Consider the following 25,443-nt stretch of genomic DNA (forward strand, 5'->3'; position numbering starts at 1 on the left):
TGACATTGTCGCATGTCATGATGGGTACATGACGACACCTGATCCGCAGCGACCCGAGGCGGCCCCCGGCGACCTGCCACCGGCGAACCCTGAACTCGACCGCGATCACCAAGCCCTGCTCGCCGAACGCGACGAGCTCCGGACCAAGGTGAAAAACGTCGAACACACGCGCACGCGTGCGACTTTCATCGGTCTGGTCATCGGCGCGATCATCACCGTGCTGCTGCTCGTGTTCATCCTGCAGAACCTCGACTCACAGCGCATCATGTTGATCTTCTGGGAGGTCAACCTGCCGCTGGGTGTGAGCCTTCTCATCGCGGCGATCGCCGGAGCGCTCATCGTCGCGCTGGCCGGAGGTCTCCGCATGTTGCAGATGAGCCGCGCGATGCGCAAGGCCAAGAAGTAGCGAAAGCAGTCGTGGCCGGCGCACGCCGATCAGAGCAGTGCGGTCAGCACCGCCCACACGATGAACGCCGACGGCAACAACGAGTCCAGACGATCCATGATGCCGCCGTGACCGGGTAGCAGGGTGCCCATGTCCTTGATGCCGAGGTCGCGTTTGACCTGTGACTCGACAAGATCACCCAACGTCGCGCAGACGACCAGAACTGGTCCGAGAACCGCGCCGACCCACCAATGCGTGTCGAGAAGGAAGACAACGCAACCGATTGCGCCCGCCGTACCGACGACGAATGACCCGACGAGTCCTTCCCACGACTTCTTCGGGCTGATCGCCGGCGCCATCGCATGTTTGCCGAACAAGACGCCGGCCGCATAGCCGCCGACGTCGGAGCACACCACGACGACCATCAGCGTCGCGACCCGCGCCGCGCCGTGGTCCTGTACCACCATCTGCGCACCGAACGACGCGAGCAACGGCAGCCACGCCAACACGAGGACGCTTGCGGCCAGATTCCGGAGATAGTTCTCGGGTGCGTGACCGATCCCCTGCGCCAGCAACATCCAGACCATCAAGACCAGCACGGTCGCCGCGAACGCGGTGAGCACTCCGGTCTGGGCCCAGGGCCAGCTCGCCCAGATGATCGCCTGGCCGCCGATCAGCAACGGCCACAGCGCCACCTGGTAGCCACCGTCGCGCAGTCGCTTGGTGACCTCCCAGGTCGCGATGGCGAACGCCACCGCGACCACGCCGTACCAGATCTTCGGTGCGAACAGCAGGATGAGGATGATCGAGATGCCGAGCGTCCCGCCGACGCCGATGGCCGCAGGAAGGTTCCGTCCGGCCCGCGACTTCGCGGGAGCCGCGGGCTCCCCGGATGCAGGCTTGCCTGGTGCCCCCGAATTCTCGCCCCCATCGGCGGGCGGCGTGTTCGCAGAGGGTTCGGTGGCCATCATTTCCGGTATAGACGCGTGGGGTGGGTCAGTGCTCACACTTCGAGCAATTCGTTCTCTTTGTGCTTCACGAGTTCATCGACCTGCGTGACATAGCCGGCGGTGGTCTTGTCGAGTTCCTTCTCCGCGCGGTTCACTTCGTCCTCGCCGGCCTCGCCGTCCTTCTGGATACGCTTGAGTTCGTCGACGGCCTTTCGGCGGACATTGCGGATCGCGACCTTCGCGTCCTCCCCTTTGCCCTTGGCCTGCTTCACGAGTTCACGTCGGCGCTCCTCGGTGAGCTGCGGGATCGCGACGCGGATGATGGTGCCGTCGTTGGTCGGGTTCACGCCGAGGTCGGAGTTGCGGATCGCCGTCTCGATGTCGCGCAGCGTGGAGGCCTCGTACGGCTTGATCACGACGAGCCGGGCTTCGGGGGTGGTGATGCCGGCCACCTGGGTGACCGGGGTGAGCGAACCGTAGTACTCGATGTTGACCTTGTTGAACATCGCCGGATTGGCACGGCCCGTGCGGATCGAGCCCATGTCGTCCTTGGCGACGCCGACCGCCTTCTCCATCTTCTCTTCGGCGTCCAGCAGCGTGTCGTCGATCATCGTCGTCCCACTTCTCCTCGGTACAGGTTCGGGTTGGTACACGTCATGAGGGCGCGAACCGACATGTCTAGGTCGCCACCAGGGTGCCGATTCGCTTACCTGCGACCGCCCGGGCGATGTTTCCCTCTTCCAGAAGATTGAACACGAGCATCGGCATCTTGTTGTCCATGCACAGGCTGAAGGCTGTGGCGTCGGCGACCTTGAGTTCCTTGTCGAGCACCTCGCGATGGGTGACCTCGGTGTACATCTTGGCATCCGGGACCACGCGCGGGTCGGCGTCGTAGACGCCGTCGACACCCTTGGCCATCAACACGACCTCGGCCTTGATCTCCAGTGCGCGCTGGGCGGCGGTGGTGTCGGTGGAGAAGTACGGCATGCCCATACCCGCACCGAAGATCACCACCCTCCCCTTTTCCAGGTGGCGCTGCGCCCTCAGGGGCAGATAGGGCTCGGCGACCTGACCCATCGTGATGGCGGTCTGGACCCGAGTGCTCACACCCCGCTTCTCCAGGAAGTCCTGCAGGGCGAGACAATTCATCACAGTGCCGAGCATGCCCATGTAATCCGACCGGGCCCGGTCGAGACCACGCTGCTGAAGTTCTGCTCCGCGGAAGAAGTTGCCGCCGCCGATGACGACCGCGACCTGAACGCCCGAGCCGACGACCTCGGCGATCTGATCGGCAACGGTCGCCACCACGTCGGGATCGAGACCGACGTCACCGCCGCCGAACATCTCACCCCGAGTTTGAGAAGCACGCGACGGTAGCCGTGACGTTCGGACTGCTGCATGTCGGGGGTTTCGCTCATCAACATCCTCACTCGTCGGTTCGGTGAACATCGTACGTCCCTCGACGGGCAGCAATGCGAAGAGCGGTCGGCGCGCCCACCCGACCGGCCGCAGACGGTGCGTCCGCGTTCCACGCACGGGCCATGACCTGCACCGCGACGAAGCGACCGCAGACGACCGCCGGCGAACTCTCAGCGGGCGCCGGCGTCGGCCAGGGTTCGTCCGGGGACGGTCCGCATGGCCGGCCGATCGTCGAGTACCGGATAGGCGCGCCGAACGCGATGCCCGTCGCCCTCCATCAAGAACTGGGTCAGCGGGCTTCCCGAGTCCTCGATCCCGAGACGACCCATGAGTGTCGCGACGATCTGGCGTGACATGGGCCCGAGCTCACGGAGCGGGCGGTTGCGATGGGCCCGGGTCCCGAGATCCACCTGGCCGATCGCGTCCATCCCGAACCGGTTCAGCGTGTCGAGAACGATGCCGATCTCCACGCCGTAGCCCGGGGCGAACGGGATCGACATCAGCAATTCACGGGTTCCGGCGTACTCGCCCGCCAATGGCTGGATGAGGGCAGAGAGCTCCGGTCTCAGCGCGGCCACCAGGGGCCGCACCACGAGTTCGGTCACCCGGCCACCACCGGACGGATCGATCCCACCCGACCCCACGAGCGGCCGTCGATAGTATCCCTTGACCAGCTGCAACTCCGGCACCGACAGCAACGGCCCGACGAGCTTGGGCACATACATCGGATCGGGATCGACGAGGTCACTGTCGATGTAGACCACGATGTCGCCGACCGTCGTCGCGAGGGAGCGCCACAGGACCTCGCCCTTGCCCGGCAGAGGCGGCACGCCCGGCAACGCCGATTCCCTGCTCTCCACGCGCGCCCCGGCTGCCGCAGCCCGCGTCATCGTGGCATCCGCCGACCCGGAATCGATGACGACGACCTCGTCGACCAGGCCGCCCACGAGGGGCATGATGCTCGCGATCACCGAGCCGACCGTCCGCTCTTCGTCGAGGGCAGGCAGCACCACGGAGATCGAGCGACCGTTCTTGAGCGCGATCAGCTCGTCGACCGTCCACTTCGGCCGGTCCCACGTGTTCGACTCCAGCCAGGTCGCCGAGCCCTGCATGTCGGCGATCGTCATCGAATCGCGGTCCACCTCGGTCCGATCATCCGCGGTATCAGAACCCTGACGACGGGCCGTCACGCGGCGAGCGCCCGTCGGAACTGCGGCCATGCGCGATGGAGCTCGTCCTGCCAGTACGGCCAGGCGTGCGTGCCGCCGTCGTAGAGGTGGAAGGTCGCCGGGACACCTCGTTCCCGCATCCGGCGCTGGAGGTTGCGGGTGCACTCGGCGGTCGCGGTCTCGATGACCGCGCCGACGGCGATCTGGTCGAACAACTTGGTGCCGTTGCCGTCGATACCCGGCCCATTGATCGTGTCGTAGCGTCCCGGTGTCCCCGATCCGTTGGACACATAGACGGACTTGCCGCGGAACTCGTCGACGTGGAGGTACGGGTCGTTTTCCTGCCAGGCCGGAGCGGTCGGCGGACCCCACATGTTGACCGTGTTCCCGCCACCGCGACCCTCGACCACCATGCGGACAACCGCCTGCCCGAGAGGGTCGCTGGTCTGCGCGCACCCGCTGAAGGATCCGATCCCCCGATAGAGCTTCGGCGCATGCAGAGACAGCTGGAAGACCGACGTGCCGGCCATCGAGATCCCCGCAATTGCGTTGCGTCCGTTGCCATCGAACCGTTCGTCGATGGCTCGCGGGAGTTCAGAGGTCAGATAGGTGGCCCATTTCTGGTATCCCAGCGTCGGATCCGGCCGTTGCCAGTCGGTGAAATAGCTCGCCGCACCACCCATCGGAACCACGACGTTGACGTGTTGACCGGCAAAGAAGGTGCGGATGTCGGTCTGGTCGAACCAACTGCTGCCTCCTTCGCCACCGGCCGCCCCGTTCAGCAGGTAGAGCGTCGGGGCAGGGCCGCGGCCGGAAGAAGGAATCACCTTCACGGGCAACGACATACGCATCGCTTGTGAGCGCACCGTGAGGTCGATCTCCCGGGTCGACTGGGCATGCTCGGCGACGATCGTGGCACCCATCGGGGCAGCCGACGAGACCGCCGGCACCAGCTGGCCACCCAAGGCGACGCAGGCCAGCGCTGCCGCCGCCGTCAATCTGCATGCAACGACAACCCGTGCGGCCCGCGAGGACGACCGCCCCGCTCCAGGCTTGCCCACCTTTGTTTCCCCTATCGCAGATACACCCTCTCGGTGTCGACGGTTGGAGTGTGCCGCACCACACGTCCGCTGTCCACCCACCCGCACGAAATGGACAAGTGGGACTTTTGTCCAATAAATTTTGTTGACAGACAACATCTTTCATGGGTGGATGCAATGGGGCGGGGATGGATGTCCCACTCCGGTCGGGACTCGTTTCGAGATCTCGCGTTCGCGTGCGGTAGCCCACCGGCGAGCCACCGCTCGATCCGCAATCACCGAATAGAGGTTAGAGATGGTAAGTTTCGGGCTCATCGACGAGTGGAACCCTCGTCCGGGACGATTGACCAGCTGGATCGCCTCACCGTCATCGATCACCGAATCAGCCAGTGCCGCAATCCATCCTGTTCCGCCGTCACATCAGCAGGAGGCGTATCTCCGCGCCGCCCGACGAAACGAATCCGCGGGCTTTCGGTTCTCGCGGCTGTGCCTGATCGCATTCGACATCCAGGCATCGCTCGACACCGCAGCGCTGACGACCGCGTTGACCACCTTCCTGCGGCGCCACGACACCTTCCGCTCCTGGTTCTCGGTCGAGACGGACGGGACCGTCGCGCGACACGTGACCGACGCCGAGGCGATCGAACTGATCCGGAACGATCACGGCGACTTCACCACGCCGGCCCAGATCCGTACGCATGTGCAGCAGGAGACCCCGGGGCCGTTCGACTGGGATTGCTTCTCGTTCGGCGCGATCGAATGGGAGGGCGGTTTCACCGTCTACTGCGCGGTCGACCACCTGAACACCGATGGCATGTCGCAGGCGATGACATGCGTCGACCTGATGACCCTGTACATGAATGCGGCGTTCGGCATGGACAATGCCCTGGCACCGGTCGGAAGTTATGTCGACTATTGTGAACGCGAGCGGTCCATTTCGCGCGAACTGTCGTGGGATTCGCCTCAGGTACAGAGATGGATCGACGTCGTGTCGGCCCATGGCGGCCGTCTCCCCCGCTTTCCCCTCCCGCTCGGCAAGGATGCCGACACCCATACCCGCAGTGCGCATCTGACCACCACGGTGTTCGACGACGACCACGCCGCCCAGCGATTCGAGGATGCCTGTCGTGCGAATGGCGGAAACGTCACGGCCGGCCTCATGGCGATCGCCGCGCTGGCCTACGCCGAGTTCACCGGCAAGTCCGATTATCTGGGCATGACGCCCAAGAGCACCCGGAGGCCGGGCAACGAGCTGAACTCGGTCGGCTGGTTCACCAGCCTCATACCGGTTCCGGTGACGATCGGGCCCGGCAGCACGTTCACCTCGGCGGTCGCCCAGGCCGCGCGAAGCTACGAGGCCGGCAAGGACCTGACCGATGTGTCGTTCCACCGCGTGCTCGAACTCGTACGACCAGAGGACGGCATCGACGTCGAACCCGGTTGGTCGGTTCCGATGATCTCCTACATCGACGTTCGCAAGCTGCCCGGTGTGGAGATGTTCGACGCGATCAACGGCTGTCTGTACGGCAATCGGGGCAGCAGCGAGGAAGTGTTCATGTGGATCAATCGATTCCAGGACGAGACATCGATGACCTTCTTGTACCCCGACACGGAGATCGCGCGGGCCTCCGTGCGCGACTACACGGACAAGTTCATCGGCATCATGGCGGCCGTGTCGAGGCAGGGAGACTACGACCAGGTTGCCCCCGCGCTCGCGCGATGACCTGTGCGGGGCCTGCTGACCGCGACACCACCCCGGGGCCACGATGACAGAGCGACAGATGACGAGAGCCGGGACGGCTCAGCGGGATTGCGCCACAATCGAGCGGGCCGATCGTGCGGCATGGTTGGCCCTCGCCGGATGTCTGCTCGGCCTGTTCATGCAGATGCTGGACACGACGATCGTCAACATCGCCCTGCCCGACCTGACCGTCGACCTCGGGGCATCCACCTCCGAGCAACTCTTCGTCCTCAGTGTGTACACGTTGGCATTCGCGTGCACCCTGCTGACCGCAGCGACACTGGGCGGTCGTCTCGGACGGCGACGGGTGTTCGTCACTGCGATCATCGCGTTCACCGTGACCTCAGTGCTCTGCGGTCTGGCGCGGGGTCCAGTGGAGTTGATCGTCTTCCGGGGGCCCAAGGGGTGAGTGCCGCACTCATGTCGGCGCAGACGTTGGCGCTCATCGCCGCACTGTTCCCCAAGTCCCGGCACGGCCTCGTGTTCGGGATCTATGGCGCCGTCGCGGGTCTCGCCGCCATGCTCGGGCCGGTCATCGGTGGTGTCCTCGTCACCTCTGACGTCCTCGGGTGGGGCTGGCGGACGATCTTTCTCGTCAATGTCCCGCTCGGTGTGGTCGCCTGCGCGTTGGCATGGCGCCGGCTGCCCCAACTCCGTGAGGTTCCGGCGCCACGCCTGGATCTGCGTGGCGTGGCCCTGTCGACCGCCGGCCTGTTCTTGCTGCTGTATCCCCTCGCGGTGGGGCGTCAGGAGGACTGGCCGCCGCGACTCTGGGTGATGATGGGTGGCTCGGTACTGCTGCTCGCGATTTTCGTCGTCGTCGAACGACGCCTCCTCGCCGGTGGCGGCGCACCCCTGTTGCGGGTGGATCTCTTCGCGTCCCGTCGCTTCTCTGTCGGATTGTCGCTCTCGCTGCTGTTCTTCAGTGTGTTCGCCGGCTTCTTCTTCACGGTCTCCGTCTCGGCCCAGTTCGGTCTCGGCTACTCACCGTTGCGCACCGGGCTGCTGGCGCTGCCGTTCGCGGTCGGCGGCGCCGTGGGGTCGGTCGTCTCCCCCGCCGTCGTCTCCCGTATCGGCGCGGCCCGGACATTGTGCGCCGGCGCACTTGTCCTGGGTGCAGGCCTCGCGTGGGTGGGACTGATCCTGGAGCCGACCAGCGGCACGATGTCCGTCGCGGCGGTGATCGCACCACTGGTGGTCGGCGGCGTCGGCACCGGCCTGTTCGTCGCGCCGCTGCAGACGGCGATCCTGTCCGACACCTCCGAGACGAACATCGGGTCGGCGTCGGGATGCGTTCCGACCGTGCAGCAGATCGGCGCGTCCATCGGGCTGGCCGTCGTGACCTTGTTCTTCTTCGGTCAGGTCGCGACCCACGCTCAGTCGGCGGTGCCCGTGGTGCGTGCGGACCTCGTGGCCGATCTGCAGAACACCTCCGTCGAGCCACTGTTCCGCGGACCGATGGCCGACCGGTTCGCAGACTGCGCGACCGGCCAGCTGACGTCGCCCCATCCCGACCGACCGGCGCCGGGCTGTGGCGCCGATCCGTCTGCGCAATCCGGGCCGGCCGCCGATCTGGTGGTCGAGGCGCAGGACGAATTGCGGGCGGCGGGCCGGTCGGTGGCCGCTCGTAGTTTCGTCGGGGCCTTTCAGACGACGCTGTGGGTTCTCGCCGTGGTGTGCGTGGCGATCGGCGGCCTCGCGCTGGCCCTCGGATCGCGTATCCGCGGCGAGCACCACCCCGGACAGCAACAACCCCGCGCCACCTGATCGGTGACACGGGGTTGTCGAGTGCTCAACAGGTCAGGACTGGCCGACCTCGAAGCGGGTGAAACCGTTGACGGTCACGCCGGCCTCGTCGAGAAGAGCCTTGACGGTCTTCTTCGAGTCCTGCACCGACGGCTGGTCGAGCAGCACGACATCCTTGTAGAAGCCGTTGACGCGCCCTTCGACGATCTTCGGCAGCGCCTGCTCGGGCTTGCCTTCTTCTTTCGCGGTCTGCTCGGCGATGCGGCGCTCGTTGTCCACCACGTCGGCGGGCACCTCGTCGCGGGTCGCATACTTCGCGCGGAGTGCGGCAACCTGCATGGCCGCGCCACGTGCGGCCTCGGCGGCGTCGTCCCCTTCACCGGTGTAGGACACCAGCACACCGACGGCCGGCGGCAGATCCGAAGCGCGCTTGTGCAGGTACACGGCGACCGGTCCGTCGTAGTAGGCAACCCGACGCAGTTCGAGCTTCTCACCGATCTTGGCCGACAGTGCGGCGACGGCCTCGTCCACGGTGCCCCCGCCCAGGGCCGCGGCCTTGAGCGTGTCGACGTCGCTGGTCTTGGCGACGGCTGCGGCGTCGAGGATCTGGTCGGCGAGTTCCTGGAACTCGGCGTTCTTCGCGACGAAGTCAGTCTCCGAGTTGAGCTCGATCAGCACGCCGTCCTTGGCTGCGACGAGACCCTCGGCGGTTGAGCGCTCGGCGCGCTTGCCGACGTCCTTGGCGCCCTTGATACGCAACTCTTCGACAGCCTTGTCGAAGTCGCCGTCGTTGTTCGCGAGTGCGTTCTTGCAGTCCATCATTCCTGAGCCGGTGAGTTCGCGGAGACGCTTCACATCGGCTGCGGTGTAGTTCGCCATCGTCGGCGAGCCTCCTTAGAGAGAGTGTCGGATGCCTCCCCGGGCCGGGTCGCGGCCCGGGGAGACCTCAGGACTGGTTCCTACTGAGCAGGAGCGGTACCGGCGGCGCCGGCCTCGCCACCCGCGGGCGCGGTGGCCTGGGTGAGCAGTTCCTGCTCCCACTCGGCCAGCGGTTCGCCGCCGCCCGCTTCCGGCTTGGAATCGTCGGAGGACTGGCCGGCACGTGCCTGCACACCCTCGGCGACGGCGGAGGCGACCACGCGGGTCAGCAGTGCGGCACTGCGGATCGCATCGTCGTTGCCCGGGATCGGGTAGTCGACGAGATCGGGGTCGCAGTTGGTGTCGAGGATCGCGATGACCGGGATGTTGAGCTTGCGTGCCTCACCGACAGCAATGTGCTCCTTGTTGGTGTCCACGACCCAAACAGCAGAAGGCACCTTGGCCATATCTCGGATACCGCCGAGGGTGCGCTCGAGCTTGTTCTTCTCACGCGTGAGCATGAGGATTTCCTTCTTGGTGCGCCCCTCGAAGCCACCGGTCTGCTCCATGGTCTCGAGTTCCTTCAGACGCTGCAGGCGCTTGTGGACGGTCGAGAAGTTGGTGAGCATGCCACCGAGCCAGCGCTGGTTGACGTACGGCATGCCGACGCGAGTCGCCTCTGCGGCGATCGATTCCTGCGCCTGCTTCTTGGTGCCCACGAAGAGGATGGTGCCACCGTGGGCGACCGTCTCCTTGACGAACTCGTATGCCTTGTCGATGTAGGTCAGCGTCTGCTGCAGGTCGATGATGTAGATGCCGTTGCGGTCGGTGAAGATGAATCGCTTCATCTTCGGGTTCCAACGGCGGGTCTGATGCCCGAAGTGTGCGCCGCTGTCCAGCAGCTGCTTCATGGTCACGACAGCCATGTCGTCATTTCCTTTGTGTGCAGTTGACATCGACACCGGTCGGTGCCGATCCTGGCGCCTGCCGCCGTGGTGGACCCGGATCGCGGCAATCGACCGCAACCGGGACCGCCCACCAGGCGTGATGAACCGCTCACGAGGAGATTTGCGGTTCGCAACGCAGGCGCGCGAAGTCACCTCACCGAAACCGATGAGGTGCGTCGGCAAGTTTACGCCGGTCACCTGCCGAAAAACAAAATCTGGGTAGGCCGTCGACCCGAACCGATGCGGCCATCTCCAATTGCGACATCTCGACGGGAGCCGATCCGCGCCCGCGTGCGTCTGATGTTCCATGGCCACCCACGACCGCCGGACCCGACGACGGCACCGTTCGCGTCTCGTACGGGTGATCGTGTCCGCGTTGTCGGAACTGATCGTCGTCGGCGTGCTTCTGTACGCACTGCCGGGGATCGGGGCGGCCGCGGGTCCACGATTCCGGTTGCCACTGGCACCGCCCGCCGCGGTCGTCCGCGGCTTCGATCCTCCGGAGCTCCGCTGGCAGCCGGGTCATCGCGGAGTCGACCTCTCCACGTCACCGGGCGCCGCGATCCGCGCAGCCGGGCCCGGCACGGTGCAGTTCGCGGGCGTGGTCGCCGGCCGCCCGGTGGTGTCGATACATCACGCCGATGGGCTGATCACAACATACGAGCCGGTCCGACCGTCGGTCCGGGCGGGCGCGACCGTTCGTCGCGGTCAGACCATCGGCACGGTATCCGCGGGGCATGAGGGATGCTCGGCACCCGCCTGTCTGCACTGGGGCGCTCGACGGGGAAAGGGCCGGTCCGCGGTCTATCTGAACCCGCTCGCTCTGATCGGCGCGCTGCGGGTCCGACTCAAACCGGTCGACGGAGTCAGGCCCGTGGATGTGCCTGCCGGTGAACCGCACGCAGCCGTTCCACACTGACATGGGTGTAGAGCTGCGTTGTCGCGAGCGAAGAATGCCCGAGCAATTCTTGCACCACGCGGAGATCGGCTCCGCCCTCGAGGAGGTGGGTGGCGGCGCTGTGCCGCAGTCCGTGCGGCCCCATGTCCGGCCCGCCCGCGGCCTCCACCGCCCGGTGAACCACTCGCCGGGCCATCCGCTGATTGAGTCGGCCACCCTGCGCTCCGAGCAGGAGAGCATCCGCCGACGACGGGCCGGCGAGCGCCGGTCGCCCGTTGGCCAGCCATCGATCGATCGCGACCGCGGCCGGCTGCCCGAACGGCACCGACCGTTCCTTGTTCCCTTTGCCCGTGACCCGCAGGACGCCCCGCTGCACGTCGACATCTCCGACGTCGAGCCCGCACAACTCTCCGACACGAATACCGCTGGCGTACAACAACTCCACCACCACGCGGTCCCGCAACGCGACCGGGTCGTCACCGGCCCCGAGATCGCCGACCGAACGCATCGTCGCGGCGGCCTGGTCGGGCGCCAGCACCACGGGCAGCGTCCGGTGCGCCTTGGGGGCCTGCAGACGGGTCGACGGATCGGCACCGAAGACGCCCTCACGTGTGGCCCACGCGCAGAACGACTTGGCCGACGACACCTGACGCGCGATCGATGTACGCGCCACCCCGCGGCGTGTGTGATCGGCGAGCCAACTCCGCAGCAACGACAGGTCGATGTCGCCGACCGCCACGCCGCGCGCACCTGCAAATGCCACGAGGCCGCGGACGTCACCGACATACGCGCGCACGGTGTGCGCGCTGTGCCCCTTCTCGTAGGTGAGAAACGTGGTGAAATCGTCGATGAGCCCGCCGTCGCCGGAAGGCGGAGAGGGCGCGGACTCTGCGGTCATGGCGTCGAGGGAACTAGTCTTCGAGGTCGAGCGCAACCGGCCACGCGGCCCGTTGCCAGATCGTGCCCGGGACCGCTAGACGGTCGCTCCCGCGGATTCCTCGGCGGCTTTCAGCTCCGACTTCCACTCTCGGAAGCCCTCTTCGGTCCGGCCGCGACGCCAGTATCCGGAAATCGATGCCTTCTTCGCCCCGACGCCGCGTTCTTTGCGGACGTAGGCGCGCAGATTGTGCATCACCGCCTGCGCCTCGCCGTGGATGAACACGTGCGGCTCCCCATCGAGCCAGTCGGCGTCGCGGACCGCCGCGATCAGAGGCGAGTTGTCGCCGGCACGATCGTCGCCGACGTCGCCCGCTGGACCGCCACGGTGAACCCAGACGATCTGCGCGCCTGCAGGAGCCGCGAGCTCCAGCTCGTCCGCGGGACCTGCGACCTCGATGAACACTTTCGCGACAGCGTCATCGGGCAAGGCCTCGAGTGCCGCGGCGACTGCCGGGAGTCCGGCCTCGTCACTTGCCAACAGATGCCACGGAGCCGAGGGATCGGGCCGGTAACCACTACCCGGCCCGAAGAACCGGACCGCCGCACCGGGTTCGACGGTCGCCGCCCACGGGCCGGCGATGCCCTCGTCGCCGTGGACGACGAAGTCGACGGCCATCTCACGGCGGTCCCGATCGATCGAACGCACGGTGTAGGTACGCAGGACCGGCTGCTCCGCGGGTGGCATGAGCCGTATCTCCTTGCGGTCGACGTCGCCCTGGAATGGCGCACCGTCGGGACCGAACGCGATCTTGATGTAGAGATCGGTGTCCCAGGTATCGGAATCGCCGTCGGGAATGACACGCTCGAAGTCCTCGCCACCGAGGTGAAGACGGACGAAGTGCGGGCTGAGCTGCTCGCGTCGAAGCACCGTCATGATGTTCATGTGTTTGGCCATGAAGCCTCCTCTCGGGCACCACAGTACGCCGCGTTAGGTAATCCTAAGTAAAATCGATACGCCGCGCCCGATTCCCGGAGTGATCTAACCTGGGAGTTCAGGTCGTCGAATTGTCAGTACAGAGTCACAACCCATCGAGGTCAACATGCCGGAGCCGTCCTCTCGACGTGGATCGCGCCTGACCGTGGACGACTGGCTCGATGCCGCGATGCAGTTACTGATCACCGAGGGCGTCGGAGCGATCAAGATCTCACGACTGTGCACCCATCTCGGAGTGACCAAAGGTAGCTTCTACTGGCACTTCACCGATATCGCCGCGCTGATGTCGGCACTGGCCGATCACTGCCGGGAAGTCGAGGAGTCGGCGCGGCAGACCCTGGCGGAATTGCAGACCCTGCCGCCGGTGCAACGCATCGAAGAGATGGTCCGGCTGGTTTCCGATCCACGGCGCTGGACAGTCGAATCCGCCGTTCGCACCTGGGCGGAAACCGATGAGTCCCTGGCGGACACCGTGGCCGCACTCGACGACCAGATCTTCGACGTGGCGCATGAGGCGATGCGTGAGCTCGGATTCGATGAACCGGAGGCGCACGCGCGTGCGACGACCCTGCTGTACGCCGGGATCGGCTATCTGCACGCACGTCGCCGCCACGGCCCGGCCAGTGACGATGACGCCCGGATCTTCGTCGATCTGCTCACAGGGCGCTGACCCGGCACGCTGTCGTCTCATGGCAAGCGCCACATGCCCTCGGCATGCACCACGTGCCCACTGACGTCCATCCGGGCCAGAGCGGTTCGCACGACAGGGATGTCGAGACCCGCGGAAAACGCGATCTCCTCGATCGTGACCGCCCCTCGGCCGGGCAACGCATCGTGTACGCGTTGCTCGTCTCCGCTGAGATCGTCCGTGGAACGCGTTCGGCCCCGGACGATGTCGGGTGTGCCGTCGGGAGCCGCGAGTGCGATCACGGATCGGGTGTCGGCCACCAGGACGGCGAGATCGTCGGCGATCATCTGATGACAGCCGATGGATGTCGCCGACGTGACCGGGCCCGGTACCGCGCCGAGCGGCCGGCCGAGTTTGCGGGCCCACGCGGCAGTGTTCGCCGCCCCCGACCGACGGCCGGCCTCCACAACCACCACCGCATCGGACATCGCGGCCACCAGGCGGTTCCGGGTGAGGAAGCGATGTTTGGCCGCGGTGGTACCGGGCGGGTACTCGGAGACGACGAGACCGCGCTCGGCGATCGCCGCGAGAAGGCGTGCGTGACCGGCCGGATAGTCGCGATCGATCCCACACGCCATGACGGCCATCGTCATTCCTTCGGAAGCCAATGCCGCGCGGTGTGCGACTCCGTCGATCCCATATGCACCACCCGAGGTCACCGTCCAGTTCTCTGCGGCGAGTCCGGACGCGAGGCCCGACGCGACCTGTTCGCCGTAACCGGACGCGGCACGTGAACCGACCAGCGCGACACCCGTCGTCGCCAGTTCGTCCAGTCGGCCCGGTCCACGGACCCACAGTGCCAACGGTTCCCCGCCGCGGGCGGCCGTGTCCGACTGACTCAAGGCCATGAGCGGCCAGCCCGGCCATTCCGCGTCGTCGCGGGTGATCAGACGGGCACCGATCCGGTCCGCGATCTCGAGGTCTTCTGCGGCAGTGTCGATGTCGGCGCGCGCACCGGTGGCATCGAGCACCCGCTCGTGACCGGCGGGCACCACGCGGGCGCGAACTGCGGCTGCCGCCTCCACAGGGCCCAGCTGATCACACAGCGCTTCGAGCGCAGAGCACGGCGGTTCCGCCACCCTGGCCAGGTACGCCCACGCTCGCCGCTCGGCGTCGCCGCTCATCGGTGACCTCGTCGGTCCCGGTACAGCAACGCCTCGGCGATCTCTGTCTCACCGGGCACCGTACAGCCCTTGAGGTCGGCCAAGGTCCAGGCGAGTCGAATTGCGCGATCGGCGCCGCGGGCGGTCACCCTTCCGTCACGCAGGAAGAGTTCGATTGGCCGCAATGCCTTGGGCGACAATCGGTATTGCTGCCGCAGGGACGCACCCGGAACCTCGGCGTTCGTCAGCCAGCCGTGGTCCGACCATCGCTCGATCGCGGTTGCCCGGGCGCGCGAGACGCGCTCGCGTACCGTCGCGCTGGTCTCCTCGACCGAGCTCATCAATGCTGTGTTGCCGGGCGGATCCATGCGTACTCGGATGTCGACGCGATCCATCAACGGACCCGACAGCTTTCCGAGATACCGCCGTCGGGCGATGGCGGAGCAGACGCAGTCGATGTCGTGTGCCGGTGCGCAGGGACACGGATTCGCCGCCATGATGAGTTGGAAACGAGACGGGTACGTCGCCACGCCGTCTCGTCGCGAGACACGAACCTCGCCCTCCTCCAAGGGTTGTCGCAATGAGTCCAGAACCTTTGCCCCCATCTCGGCACATTCGTCGAGGAACAGGACGCCGCGGTGGGCACGGGAGACGGCGCCCGGACGGGCCATCCCCGTACCGCCGCCGAGCAGGGCGGTCACGGTTGTCGTGTGATGCGGCGCGACGAACGGTGCATCGGTGATGAGCGGATGGCCGGCCCGCAGGGTTCCGGCGATGGAGTGGATGGCGGTCACCTCCAGGGATTCTTCGGGGCACAGCGCAGGCAGGATGCCGGGCAGTCGCCGCGCGAGCATCGTCTTGCCGATGCCGGGAGGTCCCGTCATCAAGACGTGATGCGCACCCGCAGCGGCGATCTCGAGGGCGTGGCGAGCTTCGGCCTGACCGACGACATCACCGAGGTCGGCGACCGCCGGCGGTGGCGGGGCACCCTCGGCGTCGGAGACCGTGTCCAGCACATGATCGCCTGCCAGCCAGCGGACGACCTCCCCCAACGTCTGCGCACCGCCGACGTCGAGATCGGCGACCAGGGCCGCCTCGGCTATGTTCGGGATCGGCACGACGGCATGGGAGAAGCCGCAGTCACGAGCCCGCTTCAGGGCAGGCAATACGCCGCGCACCGGCCGTAACCCGCCGTCGAGGCCGAGCTCGCCGAGGAACACCGTGCGGCCCAACCGTGTGGTGGCGACTTGTTCGGTCGCGGCGAGGATCGCCAATGCCATGCCGAGGTCGAACGACGATCCCGCCTTGGGAAGATCGGCCGGCGCGAGGGAGACCGTCACCTTCATGTCCGGGAACTTCAACGCGCTGTTGGAGATTGCCGCGCGTACCCGGTCACGGGCCTCACGGAGCGATGCGTCGACTGTGCCGGTGACCGCGAAGCCCGGCAACCCCTGCCCGACGTTCGCCTGGATCTCGATCTCGCGAGCAGCAAATGCGTTCAGTCCCACCGAATGCACACGACCGAGCCCGGTGACGAGCCCCGGCTCGCTCACTCGAACACTCCCTGATGACGACGCACCACCGCCCGGCCGACGGCCATGGGGTCGCGCGCATCGAGTTGGACAGACAGGACGTCGAAGCGAATCCGGCTCCACCATTGCGTGCGGTTCTCGGCCAGCCACTGTCGGGTCAGACGACGCATCCGGGCGAGCTTCAGTGGCGTCACGGCCGCGGCCGGATCGTCGAAGACCCGAGACGCGCGCGTCTTCACCTCCACGACGACCAGCACCGAGCCGTCGGCGGCAATCAGGTCCAGTTCGCCGTATCGGTTGCGCCAGTTACGCTCCAGGACCGTCCAGCCGAGACCCTGCACGTGTTCGGCGGCCAGATCTTCACCCAGCCTGCCGATGTCCGCGCTGCGGGGGCGCCGGGGCGGGCTCGACCCGGGCGGCCGGGATACGTTGTCGCTCATGACATGAGCATGGCCGCGCGCAGCGACGATTCAGTCGGGCAACCACGGATTCGACCCGTTCTGTGGATCGTTCACAGAATGTGAACACCCGACCTCACACCCCAACCCGCACCCCGACGACGATTCCGTAGCAGTAATCCGCGGCACACGCGGACTGTTGCTACGAAACCGATCAGGGTTCGTCGGGGAGGCGGAGTTCCGGCTTCTCGAGCTCTTCGATGTTCACGTCCTTGAACGTGATGACCCGGACCTGTTTGACGAAGCGGGCCGGCCGGTACATGTCCCAGACCCAGGCGTCGGACATCCGGAGCTCGAAGTAGATCTCGCCCTCGGTGTTGCGGGGCACCATCTCCACCGCGTTGGCCAGGTAGAAGCGCCGTTCGGTCTCCACCACGTAGGTGAACTGACCGACAATGTCCTTGTACTCGCGGTACAGGGAGAGTTCCATCTCGGTTTCGTACTTCTCGAGATCCTCAGCACTCATTCGTCAAGCCTATCGTGGTCGGGTCGGGGCCGGTCGTCACCCGCGCGGCGACATTCCGGTAGGACATACGGTGCTGCACCGACGGTCCGTGACGGTCGATGCACGCCATGTGGCGGGCCGTGCTGTAGCCCTTGTGAACCGCGAAATCGTAGCCTGGCAGGTCTGCGTCCATCGCCACCATGATCCGGTCTCGGGTGACCTTGGCGATGATGCTGGCGGCCGCGATGCAGGCAGCCGCGCCATCGCCCCCGATCACCGGCAGCGACGGTACCGTCAGTCCCGGCACGACGAATCCGTCCGAGAGCACGTACCCGGGGTCACGTCGAGCCCGGCGACCGCGCGGCGCATCCCCTCGATGTTCGCGACATGGATGCCGATCCGGTCGATCTCGTCCGCGTCGATGATCACCGCGCTCCAGCTCAATGCGTACTTCGTCACCGCTGTGTACAACGACTCACGCACCGTCTCGGTGAGGCGCTTGGAGTCGTCGAGATCGGCGAGCGACGCGATCTGCGTGGGCTTGAGGACACACGCGGCCACCACAAGCGGGCCCGCACACGCTCCTCTGCCTGCTTCGTCGACGCCGGCGACCGGCCCGAGTCCATTGCGGTGCAGCGCGAACTCGAAGGTGCGCAGGCTGGCGGCACGACGAATCGGGAACCGCGGAGGCCAACGGCTCACACCTCACCTCCCCACACCAGCGCGATCCCCGAGTTCATGACTGGGGATTGTGCGAGGACACACCACCGATCCGCGAGAAGGGATAGATGATGAAACGAACTTTGCCGCGGATGTCGCTCTCCGGCACCGTGCCGTGGAACTCGTCCTCCATGTGGAATCGGGAGTCCGCCGAATTGGCGCGGTTGTCCCCCATCACCCACACATTGCCGTCGGGCACCTTGACCGGGCCGAAATCGGGCCCGTAGCAGGCGTTCGGCTGACCGTCGGGACCTGCGGCCATCTCGTTGCCGGCCGCGACGTCCTCGGCCTGCAACGCCTTGTCGACGTACGGCTCGTTCAACGGCTTGCCGTCGACCTTCACACCGACGTTCTCGGAGTTCTTGCATTCCACCGTCTGGCCGCCGGTCGCGATCACGCGCTTCACGAGGTCGTTCTCGTCGGGCGGTGCGAATCCGAACCACGACAGACCGTCCTGCAGACCGTGCACGACCGGATTCTCGGAGCGGGGCGAGAGCCACGCGCCGTCCCACGATTCGCTCGGGGCCTTGAACACCACCACGTCGCCGGGGCTGGGGTCGCCGAAGCGATACGAGAGCTTGTCGATGACGATCCGGTCGTTGGTGCAACCCGCACAACCGTGCAGGGTCTGTTCCATCGATTCGGACGGGATGACGTACTGCCGTCCGATGAACGTCTGCAACAGCCAGGTCAGCAGCAGAACGCAGCCGATGATGATGACGGCTTCGCGAAGCAGCGAGCCACGCTTCTCGGGTTTGTCACCCTTGGTGCGCCACGGGCGCTCATCAGGGTGGTCGCCGTCGTGGTCCCAGCCGTAGTCCCCCGCCTTGGAGGACGAGCGGTCGGCAGTGTGTTCGGATTCCCCACCCGTGGAGTGTGTGTCGGCCACGTCGTCAGGGTAGACGCGTCAGCGCTTTTCCTTGATCTTGGCTGCCTTACCGCGCAGATCGCGCAGATAGTAGAGCTTCGCGCGACGCACGTCACCACGGGTGACCACGTCGATCTTGGCGATGTTCGGGCTGTGCACCGGGAAGGTACGCTCCACGCCGACGCCGAAGGACACCTTGCGAACGGTGAAGGTCTCGCGCACGCCGCCGCCCTGACGACGGATCACGACGCCCTTGAACACCTGGACGCGCTCCTTCGAGCCTTCGATGACCTTGACGTGGACGTCGAGGGTGTCACCGGGTCCGAAATCGGGGATGTCGTCGCGCAGCGACTGCTTGTCGAGAAAGTCGAGGGTGTTCATCGTGATGGGTCCAATCTGGCGGTTCGCGTGAACAGAGGAACCTGGCGGCCCGCACTCGACCCCCGACCGGCGGGTGATCATGTGTGAGGTTCGACCGGTTCGTGCTCCGAGTCAAGGTGCGTCCCGGGACCACGTCCCGCAGGTGGGACATCATCGCCAGGCAACCCGACTATTGTGCCAGACAGACCCCGCTGCGGCGAAATCGCCGGTGGCGGGGGCGCCGGATGCACCACGTGGTCGAGCCGATCCTCGGTTGCGGTCCGGACATGCGGCAAGACGTCGGGTCGACCGGCGATGAGATCCTGCAGGAAGATCTTCACCCTGACGAACGGGCGCCGCAGCTTCCGTTCCCGCTCGATCGAGCGCTCCAGCTTCCTCGGTCGTGACAGGTATCGCCACCGCGCCCACGGCGAGGTCGGACGCGCCAGTCGGATCACACCGACGATCAGCAGGGGCCACGCGAACACCCCGATCACCCCGGTCCACACCTTGCCCTTCAGGACGACGATCGCGGCGAGGGCCAGGTTGAGCACGGCGGCGATCAGATCGACCACGAACGTGCGTCCGACGCGCAGGTCGTGGAGGGCGTCGAAGTAGAGGTCGAGGGGCCGGAAACCGAGCAGGATCATGCCGGTGGCGGCCAGTGCGATGAAGACCGCATCCACCGACGTCCGCCCCTCCTGCGACCAGTAGACGTCACGGAGGTAGAAGATCAGCGCGAACTCGTCGAGGATCAGCGCGGCACCGATGCCGAACAGTCCGGCCAGGACCGACATGGCCGCCTGGTCGCCACTGAGCGCGAAGGCGATCAACCCGAGTCCCGACAACAAGGTCAGCACCACACCGAACACCACGTGGTGGATGTGGGTGTCACCCGCGGTGACGTTGGAGAACCACCACCGCACATCGGCTCGGATCAGCCGGACGCTGATGCGGATCACGACGAATCCGACGATCAGGCCCAGGAAGAACACCAACAGCGGCAACCGTCCCCGCTCGATGATGTCGTGCGACATCCAGTCGGCGGCCCTGTTCGAGAGCCAGTGGTGCACACGCCAAGGCTAATGCCGCCACTCGTCCCGCGGGGCGTTCACTCGCCTCGATCACCAGGCCAGTCGCCCGGCAGCAGATCGGGCCGGCGCGCCTGCGTCCTCGCCCGCGACTGTTCATACCGCCAGGCCGCCACCTTCGCATGGTCGCCACTGAGCAACACCGGTGGCACGTCGAGACCTCGCCACGTCACCGGGCGCGTGTAGCTCGGCCCCTCGAGCAACCCGTCGGAGAATGAATCCTCTTGGTGTGATCGAGGATTGCCGAGGACGCCGTCGATCAGCCGCACGGTGGCCTCGATCATCGCCATCGCGGCGGACTCACCACCGATGAGGACGAAATCGCCGAGCGACACCTCCTCCACCCGTACCCGGCGAGCCGCGTCGTCGAACACGCGCTGATCGATGCCCTCATAGCGCCCGCAGGCGAAGACCAGATGATCTTCGTGGCTCCAGCGCTGTGCGGTCGCCTGCGTGAACGGCACGCCCGCGGGCGTCGGGACCACCAGCAACGCCTCATCGGGGCACACATCGTCCAGACACGGGCCCCACACCTCGGGCTTCATCACCATCCCCGGCCCGCCGCCGTAGGGCGAGTCGTCGACACTGCGGTGCACGTCATGGGTCCATTTGCGCAGATCGTGTACTTCGACACTGATGCGGCCGGCGTCGATCGCCTTGCCCAGCAAGGCAACCCGCAACGGGTCCAGATACTCGGGAAAAATGGATACGACGTCGATGCGCATCGTCAGGCCTCGGGATCCAACAAGCCGTCGGGGGATCGATCTCGATGAGCTCGGACGTCACGGTGGGCACGATCTCGCGCACGAACGGAACCAGCACTTCGGTGCCCGCCGGAGTCGTCACGGCGAGGATCTCGCCGCCGGGCAGGTGCAGCACGGACTTGACCACGCCGACCTCGGTCCCGTCGACAGTCGCGACCGGTAAGCCCTCGAGTTCGTGATCGTAGAATTCGTCGGGATCCTCACCGGAGTCCACCTCGGAACTGTCGATGAGAAACAGTGTGCCGCGCAGGTTGTCGGCGGCCGTCCGGTCCGCGACGTCGGCCAGGGACAGCAACAGCCGCCCGGCATGGTGCCGGGCGGCTGTCACCGTGAATGTCTTCTCCCCGCCCCGCGCGGCAGACGACCGCGCAGGTGGGTGCCGGGAGCGAAACGCGACTCCGGGTCGTCGGTGCGGATGTCGACGACCACCTCACCGCGTACACCGTGCGACTTGGCCACACGGCCCACCACGAGATCCATCGCGGAGTTGTTCTCGCTCAGCGATCGGTGTCGACGATGTCGACGCGCATGCCCCGGCCACCGATGCCGGTGACGAGGGTGCGCAGAGCGGTCGCGGTGCGGCCGTTGCGGCCGATCACCTTCCCCAGGTCCTCTGGGTTCACGTGCACCTCGACCAAGCGGCCGCGACGACCGGTGATCATCTCCACGCGGACGTCGTCCGGGTTGGCGACGATGCCACGGACGAGATGCTCGACCGCGTCAGCGACGACTGCGGTCACGCGTCGGCCTTGTCGTCACCGGAGGTCGAAGCGGCAGCCTCGGCAGCGGGCTCCTCGTCGGCCTTCTTGGCAGCCTTCTTCTTCGGCGTGGTGGCCTCGGCAGCCGGTCCGCTGTCGGCGGCGGCCAACGCGGCGTTGAAGAGGTCCAGCTTCGACGGCTTCGGCTCCTTGGTCTTCAGCGTGCCCTCGGCGCCCGGGAGACCCTTGTGCTTCTGCCAGTCGCCGGTGACCTTGAGGATCGCCGCCACGGGCTCGGTCGGCTGTGCGCCGACACCCAGCCAGTACTGTGCGCGGTCGGAATCGACCTCGATCAGGCTCGGCTCTTCCTTCGGGTGGTACTTGCCGATGGTCTCGATCACCCGGCCGTTGCGGCGGGTCCGAGAATCTGCGACGACGATGCGGTACTGCGGGTTGCGAATCTTGCCGAGACGCGTGAGCTTGATCTTGACAGCCATGTTTCTTTCCTCGAGTGGTCACTGCGCAATTCAGCGGCCCGTCCGGTGACGGACCCGGTTTTGCGATCTGTTGTGGTGTGACCGTCGGTCGGTACGTAACCGGCTCCGACGAACCAGCGTGCCATTCTGCCAGACCGGACCACGGGAGCAAAAATCGCGTCGATTCGAACCCAGCCGCCGACCGCCTGGGGCCGGTGCACGGGGTTCGACATGTGGTTACCCACCCCGCTGAAGGTAACCACATGCCGCGTGCCGACCGCGAAGACCCCGACTCACCGATATCCCGGCGGCGGCCCTCCCCTGACCTGCCACCGGGTGATGTCCGGTGATGTCCCTCACGCCCGCGAACCCGTGCAACGCGGTCGTCACATTACCAGCCGGTAAGTTAGCGGTACCAACTCGAAGAACGTGGAGTATCTCACACGAACAGGTCACACACGGGGTGGCGAACTGCGGTTTTGCGCCCGACGAGATCAGGAGATGGTTAGCCCGGAGCAAACGACCGCACGGGGGCGACGCAACGTCGTCAGGTCTTCGCGGGGGTCGTCGTCGAGGACGATGAAGTCGGCGCGGTCGCCCTCACCGAGGACCCCGGCGCCGAGCCACTCCCGCGGCGCGACGCTGGCTGCTCGCAACGCCCCCAGCGCGCCGAAGCCGACCGCGGCCATCGCCTCGATCTCGTCGACGATGCGGCCGTGCTCGACGAAACCACCCGCATCGGTGCCGGCGAACATCGAGACACCCGCCTCGCGGGCAGCGGCGAACACCGCCTCCGCGTTCTGGTGGAGCTTGCGCATGTTCGCCTGGTAGGTCGGGAACCGATCGGCGCCATCAGCGATACCCGGGAAGTTCTCCACCTGGATCAACGTGGGCACCAACGAGATCGACCGCTCGACCATCGCGTCCATGAGGTCGGTCGTCAGTCCGGTGCCGTGCTCGATGCAATCGACGCCCGCTTCGATGAGGTCGGGCAATGCGTCGGCGCCGAAGACATGGGCGGTGATCCGTGCTCCCCCCGCATGCGCAGCCGCCACCGCGGCGTCGAGCTGCCGCCGGGTCCACAGCGGCGCGAGATCCCCGACCTCACGGTCGATCCAGTCGCCGACGATCTTCACCCAGCCGTCACCGTCACGGGCCTGTTTGGTCACCTCGTCGGCGAGTTCGTCGGGGTTCTCCAGATCGACGCCGTAATCGCGCAGATAGCGCTTGGGTCGTGCGATGTGCTTGCCCGAGCGGATGAATCGCGGGCACGACGGATCGTGGTCGAGCGGATGGGTGTCCAGCGGCGAACCCACCTCTCGGATCAGCAGCGTGCCCGCGCGCGCATCCGCCTTCGCGTAGTCGCGTGCCCGGTCGATGGTGACGCCGAGCCCCGGTGCGATTCCTACGTGGTTGTGCGCATCCACCAGACCAGGGATGATCCAGCCGTCATCGACGACGGTACGAGCCGACGCGACAGGTTCGCGGGTGATGGTGTCACCCACCACCCAGAGGTCGATCTGTTCGTCGCCGAAGGGGTCGCGCCCACGGTAGTGCCGCACGTCGTCGGCGGGCGCCGACCCGATCCCGATCGGTCCGGCCACCGCCGCTACTTCTTCTTCTTCGGCTGGAACTGGCTCACATCGAGTCCTTCGAGTCCCGGCGGCAGCTCGTCGAGACCGGCGGGCATGTTGGACAGGTCCGGGAAACCGGCGGGCATCCCGGGCATGCCGCCCATGCCGGGGAACCCGGCGCGCGCGGCCTTCGGTGGCGTGGGCCCGCGATTCTTGCCCTTCTTGCCCTTGCCCTTCTTGCGGTTGGACTTGCGTCCGCCGCCGCCCATGCCCATCCGGCCCGACATCTGGGACATCATCTTGCGGGCGTCATAGAACCGGTCGACGAGCTGATTGACCTCGCTGACCGTGACACCCGATCCGTTGGCGATGCGTAGTCGGCGCGACGCGTTGATGATCTTCGGGTTGTCGCGCTCGGCTGGTGTCATACCGCGGATGATCGCCTGCACCCGATCCAGTTGTTTGTCGTCGACCTGCGACAACGCGTCCTTCATCTGACCTGCGCCGGGCAACATGCCCAGGATGTTGCCGATCGGCCCCATCTTGCGGATCATCAGCATCTGCTCGAGGAAGTCCTCGAGGGTCAGCTCCCCCTGCGTGATCTTGGCAGCCGCGGCCTCGGCCTGCTGGGTATCCCAATGCTGTTCGGCCTGCTCGATGAGCGACAGCACATCACCCATGCCGAGAATCCGGCTGGCCATCCGGTCCGGATGGAAGACATCGAAGTCGTCGAGTTTCTCGCCCGACGACGCGAACATGATCGGCCGACCGGTGACCTCGCGGACCGAGAGCGCGGCACCGCCACGGGCATCGCCGTCGAGCTTGGTCAGGACGACACCGGTGAACCCGACGCCATCCTGGAACGCCTCGGCGGTGGACACCGCATCCTGACCGATCATCGCGTCGACGACGAACAGGACCTCATCCGGATCGGTCGCATCGCGGATGTCCGATGCCTGCTTCATGAGTTCCTGGTCGATGCCCAGACGACCCGCGGTGTCGATCACCACGACGTCGTGATGCTGGGCGGTCGCCTCTGCCACACCGGCTCGGGCCACCGACACCGGGTCGCCGGCGGTGACGCCGAGCTGCCCCTCCCCGCCGATGCTGGTCCCCGGATGCGGCGCGAAGACCTTGACGTCGGCACGCTCACCGACGATCTGCAGCTGTGAGACCGCGCCGGGCCGCTGCAGGTCACACGCCACGAGCAGCGGCGTATGGCCCTGTTTTTTCAGCCAGTGACCGAGCTTTCCCGCCAGGGTGGTCTTACCGGCACCCTGCAGGCCGGCCAGCATGATCACCGTCGGCGGGTTCTTCGCAAAGGTGATCCGCCGCGTCTCGCCACCGAGGATGCCGACGAGCTCGTCGTTGACGATCTTGACGACCTGTTGGGCCGGATTCAGCGCGCCGGAGACCTCGGCTCCCTTGGCACGCTCCTTGACCTTTGCGATGAAGCCACGGACCACGGGCAGGGAGACGTCGGCCTCGAGCAGCGCCAGCCGTATCTCCCGACAGGTGCGGTCGATGTCGGCATCGGACAACCGGCCCTTGCCGCGGAGATCCTTCAGGGCATCGGCCAACCGATCGGAAAGCGAATCGAACATGCCTCCAGTCTTCCATGCTCGTGCCCCGGCGCGATC

24 protein-coding genes and 4 pseudogenes are annotated in these 25,443 nt (G+C 66.4%); 5 read left to right on the plus strand and 23 right to left on the minus strand.

Translation table 11 applies throughout. The annotated features are described in order from the left end of the window. The first annotated feature begins 28 nt into the window (after positions 1-28). The gene (locus GTV32_RS06125; RefSeq protein WP_161059376.1) at positions 29-406 is read left to right on the plus strand and encodes a lipopolysaccharide assembly protein LapA domain-containing protein; all 378 of its coding nucleotides are present in this window, start codon (positions 29-31) and stop codon (positions 404-406) included. Between the two features lie 29 nt (positions 407-435). On the opposite strand, the gene GTV32_RS06130 is transcribed toward GTV32_RS06125, so the two are convergent. The 5 genes and pseudogenes from GTV32_RS06130 to GTV32_RS06150 all read right to left on the minus strand — a co-directional run bounded on the left by GTV32_RS06130 (position 436) and on the right by GTV32_RS06150 (position 4,846). After that, positions 436-1,353, minus strand: coding sequence for a phosphatidate cytidylyltransferase (locus tag GTV32_RS06130; RefSeq protein WP_161059377.1), 918 nt, complete (start codon positions 1,351-1,353; stop codon positions 436-438). A 35-nt stretch (positions 1,354-1,388) separates the two neighbouring features. Beyond that, positions 1,389-1,946 carry a ribosome recycling factor gene (gene frr / locus GTV32_RS06135; protein ID WP_161059378.1) on the minus strand — a complete coding sequence of 186 codons (558 nt, stop codon included), beginning with the start codon at positions 1,944-1,946 and terminating at the stop codon, positions 1,389-1,391. A gap of 67 nt (positions 1,947-2,013) precedes the next feature. Beyond that, positions 2,014-2,753 (minus strand): annotated as a pseudogene (pyrH, locus tag GTV32_RS06140) (UMP kinase). A 171-nt stretch (positions 2,754-2,924) separates the two neighbouring features. Continuing rightward, a complete protein-coding gene (locus GTV32_RS06145; protein ID WP_237421486.1) occupies positions 2,925-3,881 on the minus strand; it encodes a glucosyl-3-phosphoglycerate synthase in 957 nt (318 codons plus the stop codon). A 59-nt stretch (positions 3,882-3,940) separates the two neighbouring features. Then, a complete protein-coding gene (locus tag GTV32_RS06150; protein WP_161059379.1) occupies positions 3,941-4,846 on the minus strand; it encodes an alpha/beta hydrolase family protein in 906 nt (301 codons plus the stop codon). A gap of 412 nt (positions 4,847-5,258) precedes the next feature. Between GTV32_RS06150 and GTV32_RS06155 the strand changes: the two genes are divergently transcribed. Further along, positions 5,259-6,686 carry a condensation domain-containing protein gene (locus GTV32_RS06155; protein ID WP_161059380.1) on the plus strand — a complete coding sequence of 476 codons (1,428 nt, stop codon included), beginning with the start codon at positions 5,259-5,261 and terminating at the stop codon, positions 6,684-6,686. A gap of 58 nt (positions 6,687-6,744) precedes the next feature. Continuing rightward, positions 6,745-8,471 (plus strand): annotated as a pseudogene (locus tag GTV32_RS06160) (MFS transporter). A gap of 33 nt (positions 8,472-8,504) precedes the next feature. Here the strand turns inward: GTV32_RS06160 and tsf are convergent. Then, on the minus strand, positions 8,505-9,329 hold the full coding sequence (tsf, locus tag GTV32_RS06165) for a translation elongation factor Ts (RefSeq protein WP_161059381.1): 825 nt from the start codon (positions 9,327-9,329) through the stop codon (positions 8,505-8,507). An 80-nt stretch (positions 9,330-9,409) separates the two neighbouring features. After that, on the minus strand, positions 9,410-10,234 hold the full coding sequence (gene rpsB / locus GTV32_RS06170; RefSeq protein WP_161059382.1) for a 30S ribosomal protein S2: 825 nt from the start codon (positions 10,232-10,234) through the stop codon (positions 9,410-9,412). A 328-nt stretch (positions 10,235-10,562) separates the two neighbouring features. Here rpsB and GTV32_RS06175 point away from each other — a divergent pair, with 328 nt between their 5' ends. Further along, positions 10,563-11,174, plus strand: a complete 612-nt coding sequence (locus tag GTV32_RS06175) for a M23 family metallopeptidase (protein WP_161059383.1) — start codon at positions 10,563-10,565, stop codon at positions 11,172-11,174. On the opposite strand, the gene GTV32_RS06180 is transcribed toward GTV32_RS06175, so the two are convergent. Both GTV32_RS06180 and GTV32_RS06185 read right to left on the minus strand, forming a co-directional pair. After that, complete coding sequence (locus tag GTV32_RS06180; RefSeq protein ID WP_161059384.1) at positions 11,122-12,051, minus strand: tyrosine recombinase XerC; 930 nt, start codon at positions 12,049-12,051, stop codon at positions 11,122-11,124. The two genes, GTV32_RS06175 and GTV32_RS06180, sit on opposite strands and share 53 nt — an antisense overlap. 75 nt (positions 12,052-12,126) lie before the next feature. Then, positions 12,127-12,987, minus strand: a complete 861-nt coding sequence (locus GTV32_RS06185) for a siderophore-interacting protein (protein ID WP_161059385.1) — start codon at positions 12,985-12,987, stop codon at positions 12,127-12,129. Positions 12,988-13,132: 145 nt separating this feature from the next. Between GTV32_RS06185 and GTV32_RS06190 the strand changes: the two genes are divergently transcribed. After that, positions 13,133-13,696 (plus strand): TetR/AcrR family transcriptional regulator, encoded by a 564-nt coding sequence (locus tag GTV32_RS06190; protein ID WP_161059386.1) that lies wholly within the window; start codon positions 13,133-13,135, stop codon positions 13,694-13,696. Between the two features lie 17 nt (positions 13,697-13,713). Here the strand turns inward: GTV32_RS06190 and dprA are convergent, their stop codons facing one another. The 14 genes and pseudogenes from dprA to ffh form a co-directional block, all read right to left on the minus strand. Then, positions 13,714-14,838: a DNA-processing protein DprA gene (gene dprA, locus GTV32_RS06195; RefSeq protein WP_161059387.1), complete on the minus strand. Its 1,125-nt coding sequence runs from the start codon at positions 14,836-14,838 to the stop codon at positions 13,714-13,716. Then, positions 14,835-16,370, minus strand: a complete 1,536-nt coding sequence (locus GTV32_RS06200) for a YifB family Mg chelatase-like AAA ATPase (RefSeq protein ID WP_343287227.1) — start codon at positions 16,368-16,370, stop codon at positions 14,835-14,837. The genes dprA and GTV32_RS06200 overlap by 4 nt, the downstream gene beginning before the upstream one ends. Further along, complete coding sequence (locus GTV32_RS06205; RefSeq protein WP_202421655.1) at positions 16,367-16,789, minus strand: YraN family protein; 423 nt, start codon at positions 16,787-16,789, stop codon at positions 16,367-16,369. Before GTV32_RS06205 ends, GTV32_RS06200 begins: the two co-directional genes overlap by 4 nt. A 172-nt stretch (positions 16,790-16,961) precedes the next feature. After that, positions 16,962-17,273 (minus strand): DUF2469 domain-containing protein, encoded by a 312-nt coding sequence (locus tag GTV32_RS06210; protein ID WP_161059389.1) that lies wholly within the window; start codon positions 17,271-17,273, stop codon positions 16,962-16,964. Further along, a pseudogene (locus tag GTV32_RS06215) lies at positions 17,263-17,954 on the minus strand (ribonuclease HII). Before GTV32_RS06215 ends, GTV32_RS06210 begins: the two are co-directional and overlap by 11 nt. Before the next feature lie 34 nt (positions 17,955-17,988). Further along, positions 17,989-18,861 (minus strand): signal peptidase I, encoded by an 873-nt coding sequence (gene lepB, locus GTV32_RS06220; protein ID WP_161059390.1) that lies wholly within the window; start codon positions 18,859-18,861, stop codon positions 17,989-17,991. Between the two features lie 18 nt (positions 18,862-18,879). Then, entirely contained in the window at positions 18,880-19,221 is a 342-nt protein-coding gene (gene rplS, locus GTV32_RS06225; protein ID WP_161059391.1) for a 50S ribosomal protein L19, read from the minus strand. Between the two features lie 77 nt (positions 19,222-19,298). Further along, a complete protein-coding gene (locus GTV32_RS06230) occupies positions 19,299-20,273 on the minus strand; it encodes a hypothetical protein (RefSeq protein ID WP_161059392.1) in 975 nt (324 codons plus the stop codon). Between the two features lie 38 nt (positions 20,274-20,311). Next, positions 20,312-21,016: a tRNA (guanosine(37)-N1)-methyltransferase TrmD gene (gene trmD / locus GTV32_RS06235; protein ID WP_161059393.1), complete on the minus strand. Its 705-nt coding sequence runs from the start codon at positions 21,014-21,016 to the stop codon at positions 20,312-20,314. 28 nt (positions 21,017-21,044) lie between these two features. Then, a pseudogene (gene rimM, locus GTV32_RS06240) lies at positions 21,045-21,535 on the minus strand (ribosome maturation factor RimM); the annotation flags it as partial. A gap of 17 nt (positions 21,536-21,552) precedes the next feature. Continuing rightward, complete coding sequence (locus GTV32_RS06245; protein ID WP_124706967.1) at positions 21,553-21,795, minus strand: RNA-binding protein; 243 nt, start codon at positions 21,793-21,795, stop codon at positions 21,553-21,555. Further along, positions 21,792-22,250 (minus strand): 30S ribosomal protein S16, encoded by a 459-nt coding sequence (gene rpsP, locus GTV32_RS06250; RefSeq protein ID WP_161059394.1) that lies wholly within the window; start codon positions 22,248-22,250, stop codon positions 21,792-21,794. Before rpsP ends, GTV32_RS06245 begins: the two co-directional genes overlap by 4 nt. 473 nt (positions 22,251-22,723) lie before the next feature. Next, positions 22,724-23,833, minus strand: coding sequence for an amidohydrolase family protein (locus GTV32_RS06255; RefSeq protein WP_343287228.1), 1,110 nt, complete (start codon positions 23,831-23,833; stop codon positions 22,724-22,726). A 5-nt stretch (positions 23,834-23,838) separates the two neighbouring features. After that, the gene (gene ffh, locus GTV32_RS06260; RefSeq protein WP_161059395.1) at positions 23,839-25,407 is read right to left on the minus strand and encodes a signal recognition particle protein; all 1,569 of its coding nucleotides are present in this window, start codon (positions 25,405-25,407) and stop codon (positions 23,839-23,841) included. Positions 25,408-25,443: the final 36 nt, after the last annotated feature.

It is taken from the genome of Gordonia sp. SID5947 (genome assembly GCF_009862785.1).
In the GTDB taxonomy this organism is placed as follows: Bacteria; Actinomycetota; Actinomycetes; order Mycobacteriales; family Mycobacteriaceae; genus Gordonia.